This is a genomic window from Lishizhenia sp., from assembly GCF_057456495.1.
The window spans coordinates 1-8,029 of the sequence record NZ_JBVCPV010000141.1; the positions used below are offsets into that span (position 1 = coordinate 1).

The following is an 8,029-nucleotide window of genomic DNA, read 5'->3' on the forward strand; positions in this document are numbered from 1 at the left end:
TCATAATATGGATTTAATCTTCTAATGCATTTTCTTTCATCCAACTCCATTCTTGTATAGAACGGTAAGGATATTTGGCTTTTACTACGCCATTTTCTATCACCATTAAGGTAGGATTTGCTCTACCTACAGCTTTCAATATTTTCTCGTCGTTCATGAAAGTAGGAACAATGATTCCCGTTTCTTCTCTGAACTTTTGAATATCTTCTGTTGTTGTTACTGCTGCCATAACCACCGGTACTCCGTCAGCTTGAGCATCTGCAACTACACGCTTAATGCGGTCTATACGTTTCTGACTCAACGCCACATTCGGCAAGTTCTTGCTCACCAACAAAATCATACGTGGAGAAGTCAAAATCAATTCTTGTACACTTACCTCTGGGAAGTAAGGATCCAAGCCCATAACAGTATCTCCAATAACGTACATCGTGCTATCGTAGGCTTCTGGACTATACTCCTTTAAAGGAACATAGTATCCACCACCACTCTCGCGTTCTTGTACAAAGACTTGAGCCGTTTGGTGTGCTTCTAACATCTCTTTCACATAAGGCATATTCCTTTCTACCTCCGTCAAATCTGCAACATTTAAATTCGGGTTGAATTCTGATGAAACGATAGAAGGTAATTTTGTAGGAACAATTGTTTTGGTTTCGCTACTCACAAACTCCCATTTGTCTTTGTTCTCTGGCTTCCAAATATCAGATGCACTGAATTCAGCAGAAGTAAAGTCTTTCAATTCTCCTGTTTGCAAATTCTTATACGTTAAGAAAGTTTCGAAAACACCTTCTCTACCATCGTTCATTTTTTCATTCAAATCACTACCTGCTGCGTATGGTCTATAATCTTTCACGGGCATATACGCCAATACATAGGTCACAAACAACGCACTGATAAAGATCACCCATAACGAGGCCACCCAGTAGTTTCCTACCCACTTGTTGTTCGAACGCTTCACCCATAAGGCACCTAAAATGGTGATCAAAGCAAAGAAAATTGGGAAATACCAACCGAACACATAACTAAAGAAGATACTCACGATCATAGATGCAGGTATCATCAACAAGTTTTGGTTACGGGTATTGGGCGCAGATCTAAACGATGCAATAAAAATGAATATAGAGAAATACAAGAAAATTAAATCTTTCCAGAAGGATTCTTGAGGCGTCAACGATCTACCCACACTTCCTTTCAAGGCATCTCCAAAACATCCACAATCGCTTACACACTGTGTAGATTTGTATTCACCTATCTTCACATAACTGTTTGTCGTCTCTAGCACGCGCACCATGGTATCGCTTTCGGCCATTTGTATCTTTTGCTGTGCAGTGCTTGAATTTACCTCATACCTATCTACATCCATGAAGTAGGCATTCGGGTCACATTCTTTGGTATGCCATGTCAACAGCGTGAAAAAGAACATCATTCCCAACGTAAGGAAAGATGCCAATTTGAGTTTTCCTCCTATGATGAGCAATACGCCTAAAACGATTTCTAGTATACAGATGATTACACTCAAAGGAAGGGCGTAATCGATAAAGAATTCTAAACTAAATTCGGGTGCATTGAAAAGCTCTTTTACACGAAAGGCAAGTGCCCCATCTTCAAAATACTCTTCTAATTTGTAGGCAAAACCGAGTGGATCATTGGCTTTAATGAGTCCTGAAACGATGAATAAACCACCCGATATAGCTCTAAAAACATAAGAGCTGAGCTGCAATCCTTTCAATGCAATGAACCCTGCCATCCCTATAAAGAACAGAACGCTCCCTATGGTTTTGTAAAGCATGGCATTGGCTTCAAAATTATCGTGGTAACCGATCACCAAAAAGGTTAATCCAGTTAGGTTTAGTAAGATAGCTATAAGGTTTAAAGGTAGCGAACGTCCGTGAATTTTATCTACTGTTCTCATATCTTACGATTAGTTTTCTTCGTTTAAGTGAATAAGTGAAAATACGGCATAGTTTAGCATATCGTAGTAGTTTGCATCTATCCCTTCACTCGCTATGGTTTTTCCAGCGTTGTTTTCTATTTGTTTTACGCGAAGTATCTTGGCCAAAATCAAATCTGTTAAAGAGCTCACACGCAAATCTCTCCAGGCTTCCCCGTAATCGTGGTTCTTCTTTTCCATTAACTCTTTGGCTTTTTTGATGTAGGCATCGTACAACTGTATAGCTTCCATCTGGGTCAATTCCATCTCCAAATTATCGTCTTGCTCCAATTGTATCAAAGCCATTACACAATAGTTGACTATGGCTACGAATTCATCGTAAATTCCCTCGCCTACTTTGCTTTCTCCATTGATTTGAAGTGTGCGTATTCTTTGTGCCTTGATAAACAATTGATCGGTCAACGAACTCGAGCGAAAAACTCTCCATGATGTACCGTAATCTTTGGTTTTCTTTTCAAAAATTTCCCTGCAAATGGAAATCACTTTTGTATATTGCTCCGTTGTTTTAGACATCCTTAAATATTTCTTCAAAAAAATAGACGTGAAAGATAAGAATAATAAAATTTCTAGCCTACTCCATAACGGTGACAAGGTACTCGATTTGAGTACTCCACGGGTAATGGGTATACTTAATTTGACCCAAGACTCTTTCTATGAACCTAGTAGAAATCAATCGACTAAAGAGTTATTAACAACTGTGGAGAAAATGTTGCAGGATGGCGCAGATATTTTGGACTTGGGTGCTTACTCTACACGTCCGGGAGCCATAGAAGTTCCTCTTGAAGCTGAAGCCCAGCGCGTGCAAGAAGCAGTGACGGCTATTCGCAAGAATTTTGGAGAAGTATGGATTTCGGTAGACACCTTTAGAAGTGAAGTAGCCCAACGCGGAATAGACCAAGGTGCAGACATCATCAATGATGTTTCTGGAGGAACTTTGGATGAACACATGTTTGCTACCGTTGCCAAAAACCAAGTGCCTTATATACTCATGCACATGCGCGGTACGCCGCAAACCATGCAGAGTTTATGTAACTACGACAATTTGGTAGAAGACATCTACGAGGATTTGATGCAAAAAGTAAGAAAATTGAATGCACTCCAACACAACAACATCATACTCGACCTCGGTTATGGTTTTGCCAAAACTTTGGACCAGAACTACGAATTGTTGGCACATCAAAACAAGTTCACCACCATGGGCTACCCCATTTTAACAGGGATTTCTAGAAAGTCTATGATTTACAAAGCGCTTGATATCACTGCCGCTGAAAGTTTGAGCGCGACTACCGCCTTAAACATGTTTGCCCTCAACAAAGGTGCTAACATCTTGCGCGTACACGATGTGAAAGAAGCCAAACAAGTGGTTGAATTAAACAAACGCTTACACCAATAGACAACATTATGCACAAAGTAATCTTCGCTTGGAGTGGCGGTAAAGACTCGAGTTATGCCCTTTGGCAAACTTTGCAAGATCCTAATTTTGAAGTGGTGGCTTTGATGACCACCTATAACATAGATTTACAACGTGTTTCCATGCACGGCACGCACATAGACTTAACGCGCCAACAAGCACAAAGCATAGGCTTGCCCCTCATAGAAATGACCGTGAGCGAAAGCACCAACACGCACTACGAAGAGCAAATGCGCAAGGTACTGGAAGAATACAAAGGAAAACACCAAATAGCTGGTGTAGTTTTCGGCGACATCTTCTTAGAAGATTTGAGAACCTACAGAGAAAACAACCTGGCCCAAGTAAACCTCAAAGGCTTCTTCCCTTTGTGGAAAAAAGACACGCACAAACTCTCCAAAGCCTTCATAGATGCAGGTTTTAAAACAAGAATTTGTTGCGTAAGTGATGCTTACTTAAACGAAACGCATGTCGGCCAAGACTACGACCACAACTTCCTCTCTTCCCTCCCTTCAGAAGTAGACCCTTGCGGCGAAAACGGCGAATTCCACAGCTTTTGTTACGATGGTCCCATTTTTTCAGCACCTATACACATTGAAAATGGTGAGAAAGTATATAAGGAACTGGAAGCGAAGTATGTTACGAAGGAGAGTAAAGTACGAGGCTTCCATTATGTTGAATTGAGGCAAAAGTGAATAGGCAAAGGCTGTTTGGAGTAAGGAGTATTTAAAAGGTTTATTTACTGCCAAGGTTATCGAGCGGAGTCGAGGTATCGAGCCGAGCGACACTTGAAGCAATGAAAAAGAGAAAGCAATTGTTCTGACGATACATCTTAATCACCTTCTCTCGCTTTTATTTCAAATGATAGGTATACCCAACTTGTAGTGCAACACTGTAAAAGGACGTTGTTTTGTGGGGGAATTGCCAAAAGATTTTTGGACGTAACCAAATCAGGTGCTTTGCGGCACTTTTTCGGGTAAGATCATATCCAATACCCAGGGTGATTGAAGGCATAACATCCGTTGAAGCATACCTTGAAGCTTCTTCCAATTCTCCTGCATCGTTAATGCTGAATACTTCATCTGAAGCTACAAAAGTACTCATCCAACCAACACCTATACTCTCTTCCAAAAACAATCCTGAAGCATAATACCTTCTAAAACCCAAATTGACGTCGGCAAATACTCCGGTGTTATACCTTTTATGATGGTAAAATCCAACATCTAAACGCAGAGGAAGTGAGGCTTGCGCTGTAAACATTTTTTCTAGTCCGTATTCCAAAACCAAACCAGGATAAGTAACTGTGTTTCCAAAGTACCCTACTCCCACGTTTTGTTGAACTTGTGCTTGAGCCTGCGCTAAAAACATCACGCAAAGTGTTAAACTATATACTATTCTTTTCATGCTGCTTAGTTTTTATAGGTTTCAATGAAATCACTTACTTCTTGGTAAAATATTTCGGGCTGATCATGTTGTGGTCCATGACAACACTCAGGTATTTTAACGACTTCTTTATCAGCTGCAGGTGTTCCCAAATGATCGTAAACATAGTCTGCCACTCCCACCGGAACGATGCCATCATCGGCTCCCCAGAGTATCAAAGATGGAATGCTAATGTTTTCTAACTCCGGTGTGTAATTCAGCTTGTCCCATTTTTGCATGGTTTCCTTATCGTAAAAGGCATCCGTATAGAAGGAAAATGAAAACATAGATTTAAAAATCAACTCGATGTAAGGCGTAGGGTTATCGGCTTGCACCTCTTCCCAGTTATAGGCATCACCCCCTAGGTTCGACACATAGATATAAGGGAGTCCCTCTGAATAATTTCCCGGATTTGGATGCTCATCGTACCAGTCCACTATATGTTGCCAAAACGCTACATCTGCATTTTCCTCCTCCAATTTAGCCGGAACTCTATCCAGTATGTATTCCTTCATTAATTGCGACTCCAAATCTCCATAAATAGATCCATCCAAATCTATCCAACCTTTGAAATTAGCTGCATGATTATCTCTTCCTAAATACCCCGCGGCTAACTGTCCGCCCCAGCTATGCCCCAGCATAAACAATTTCTTATTGGGGTATTTTTGCTGTAAAAGTTTGACCACCATTTCTGTATCCTCTATATACTGCTCGGGCGTGTGCTTGGCTTTATCGTAGTAACCTTGCGACATCCCACTGTACCTTTGATCCCAATGGGCAACGGCATAATCGTCTTCCAAATATTTAAAGCCCTTGGCAATGGTTTGTTCCATCCCAGAATCGCCTGGACCGCCGTGTACGGTAATCAGCAACACGTCCGATTCCATATTACCTTTGATCCAAACCGGCAACTTGGCTCCTTTATGGTCCAAATAATAGAAGTCTCCTTCGTTTAAAAATTCGGCCTTATTACACCCTGTAAAGAGAAAAACGACCGTGAACAATGTTAATGTAATGATAGCTTTCATGTCTACAGGTTTTTAAAAGTGAATACATAAGCGAGTTGGACAGAACTGTAGGGCAAATGCAAGGGTCTAAATCCTAAATTCCAATACACGTCTGTTTTTAAGCAAATCAAATGCGATTGCTCAGAGGCATGGGTTAAATCATAACCCACTACTACTCCCGTAGAAGGTTTAAATCCCCAATTAGCTCCTGGTGCATACCTGTATCCCCATTGGTATTTATCAAAGTACCAGATATCATCGGTGTGGTAAAAATTGGCCATGGCCCCCACGCCTATATATTGTTCTAAGAAAATTCCAGAAGCAAAATATTTACGAAAGCCTTTGTGCAATTCTATGGAAAGTGAATTCTTTTCTCCTCCGTATACATATCCTGTTTCTAACTTCAAGGGTAACGAAAAATCAGGGGTAAAGAACTTTTCATATTCCATTTTCAAAGCAAATCCGGGTGACCGATAACTATCGTAGATCACCGCACCGCCCAGGTTAAGGTTTTGTTGTGCAACACCCCCCAAAGCTGAAAGGGTAAAGAATGCAAAGAGTAAGTAATGTTTCATAATTGTACGATGTTGGGTACACCTAAGACAGCAGAAACTTACCTTACCCCCATCCCAAGCGTAGATTATTTTTTTGAAGCTTCCTACAATTTACGAAAAGTCAACTTGCCCCGCACATTTTTACGCACATCTATTTCAACCATATAATTATTTTATTAGTTTTAGCTCACCTTCCCGCCACTTAGGGGACTTTTCCCCTTTTTGACACCACCGATGATCAATTCCTAAGGTTTTAGCATTGAAAAAGGTATTTTCGGGAGGAAGTTGTGTTTTATTGGCTCTTTTGGGTGGGTAAATGCAATAGAGAGATAAGGAAAATAAACGCAATTGTGGATATACGATTGTTGTACGCAAGCTAAAAAACCAACATCATTGAAAAAACAAATTGAAAATAAAGTATATGACTTCTTTGTGAATTCAAGTGATTTCAATGGAATGCCTTTAAGACAAGTAAGCGAAGAATTAAGAATTGAATATGAAAATTCTATTGACATTATAAAAGCTCTCGTCTCTGAAGAAAGGATAACAATACAATCTAGTACAAATCCTCACATAATTTGCTCACGGCTTTACCCAATTGATATTCAATTAAAAATTCTTGAAGATGCTAAATCTTGGGAGGTTACAGTTGAGAAAATCGGTGAGATTTCTTTTGTATCAGAAAATACGGAGTTTCCTATCTGTTTATATCCGACAGAAAATCTTCTAAAATCTAAAAGGGATTTAACGGAATTTGGAAATGCAGTTTATACTAAAGAATTAGCTTTTGCTCAACCACAGTTAAAACCAATTTTCTTTGAAATAGAAGTTTTAGAAAGATACGCTAACGACCCACGATTTGACTTTCATTTCAAAGATTATTCTGGTAGAATTTCGTGTAAATATGATGACAATGACAAACCCTATCTCAGAAAAGAAGACGAAGTTTTTCTAAAAACTTTTGGTTTGGGGTTTGATGAAAATAATAAGAGAGTTGCTGTGGTATATTTAAGATATTTATGCGACTTAACACCTGAGCACCAAGTTTATTGGAAAAGTCGAGAAAAAGGAGGGAATTGTAAAATGCTTGAAGAATATCATCAAAATACAATTCAAGGCAATTGGACTTCTTCCTATTCAATATTTAGTGGTTTAATTGGAGAATTAAGCTGCTTAAATAAAATCTCAGAAACGATTTTCTCAAAATCACTATTTAGAAAGAACTTTAATGACGAAAAAAGACCAAAAGAGTTCACCTTCTTTTTCACACCTACATTAAAAAACTATAATGATTTTGTCCATTTACTTGATAAAATGCTATCAGAAAATATAAACAAGGATTTTTTTAAAGGTAAAATGGAGCTATATGACATAGTAGAAATCGAAGATGGATTAGTAGAAAGAAGATCAAAAGGAACTATAAGACTTTTGGAAGAATGGCTCTTAGGTATTTTTAAAACAGAAAAGGAAAATGAGCTAAAAGACATATTTAAGCCACTTAAAAAAGTAAGGAGAGAAAGACAAAATCCAGCTCATAAGATAAGTGAAAATGAATATGATGATAAATTTACAGAGCTTCAGAAAAAACTTGTAAGTGACGCTTATGATTCAATCAGAGCTTTGAGATTTATTTTTCAACAACATCCAAAAGCGAAAGATTTTGAAGTACCTGATTGGTTAGAGAATGGAA

The 8,029-nt window shown here is 38.9% G+C and carries 8 protein-coding genes; 3 read left to right on the plus strand and 5 right to left on the minus strand.

What is annotated here, in order from left to right:
• Nucleotides 1-13: 13 nt before the first annotated feature.
• A complete protein-coding gene (locus tag AC22ZQ_RS10365) occupies nucleotides 14-1,909 on the minus strand; it encodes a MauE/DoxX family redox-associated membrane protein (protein ID WP_318958714.1) in 1,896 nt (631 codons plus the stop codon).
• A gap of 9 nt (nucleotides 1,910-1,918) precedes the next feature.
• Entirely contained in the window at nucleotides 1,919-2,461 is a 543-nt protein-coding gene (locus tag AC22ZQ_RS10370) for a DUF1599 domain-containing protein (RefSeq protein ID WP_318958715.1), read from the minus strand.
• 28 nt (nucleotides 2,462-2,489) lie between these two features.
• Here AC22ZQ_RS10370 and folP point away from each other — a divergent pair, with 28 nt between their 5' ends.
• Together folP and AC22ZQ_RS10380 are read left to right on the plus strand one after the other, a co-directional pair.
• Nucleotides 2,490-3,341 (plus strand): dihydropteroate synthase, encoded by an 852-nt coding sequence (gene folP / locus AC22ZQ_RS10375; protein WP_318958716.1) that lies wholly within the window; start codon nucleotides 2,490-2,492, stop codon nucleotides 3,339-3,341.
• 8 nt (nucleotides 3,342-3,349) lie between these two features.
• Nucleotides 3,350-4,051: a Dph6-related ATP pyrophosphatase gene (locus AC22ZQ_RS10380; protein ID WP_318958717.1), complete on the plus strand. Its 702-nt coding sequence runs from the start codon at nucleotides 3,350-3,352 to the stop codon at nucleotides 4,049-4,051.
• 157 nt (nucleotides 4,052-4,208) lie between these two features.
• On the opposite strand, the gene AC22ZQ_RS10385 is transcribed toward AC22ZQ_RS10380, so the two are convergent.
• The 3 genes from AC22ZQ_RS10385 to AC22ZQ_RS10395 are packed head-to-tail and all read right to left on the minus strand — an operon-like array spanning nucleotide 4,209 to nucleotide 6,360.
• A complete protein-coding gene (locus AC22ZQ_RS10385) occupies nucleotides 4,209-4,760 on the minus strand; it encodes a hypothetical protein (protein WP_318958718.1) in 552 nt (183 codons plus the stop codon).
• A gap of 5 nt (nucleotides 4,761-4,765) precedes the next feature.
• A complete protein-coding gene (locus AC22ZQ_RS10390; RefSeq protein ID WP_318958719.1) occupies nucleotides 4,766-5,806 on the minus strand; it encodes an alpha/beta fold hydrolase in 1,041 nt (346 codons plus the stop codon).
• Nucleotides 5,807-5,808: 2 nt separating this feature from the next.
• Nucleotides 5,809-6,360 carry a hypothetical protein gene (locus tag AC22ZQ_RS10395; protein ID WP_318958720.1) on the minus strand — a complete coding sequence of 184 codons (552 nt, stop codon included), beginning with the start codon at nucleotides 6,358-6,360 and terminating at the stop codon, nucleotides 5,809-5,811.
• A gap of 372 nt (nucleotides 6,361-6,732) precedes the next feature.
• On the opposite strand from AC22ZQ_RS10395, the gene AC22ZQ_RS10400 reads away from it, so the two are divergent.
• A partial coding sequence (locus AC22ZQ_RS10400; RefSeq protein WP_318958721.1) for a hypothetical protein occupies nucleotides 6,733-8,029 on the plus strand: 1,297 nt, incomplete at its 3' end.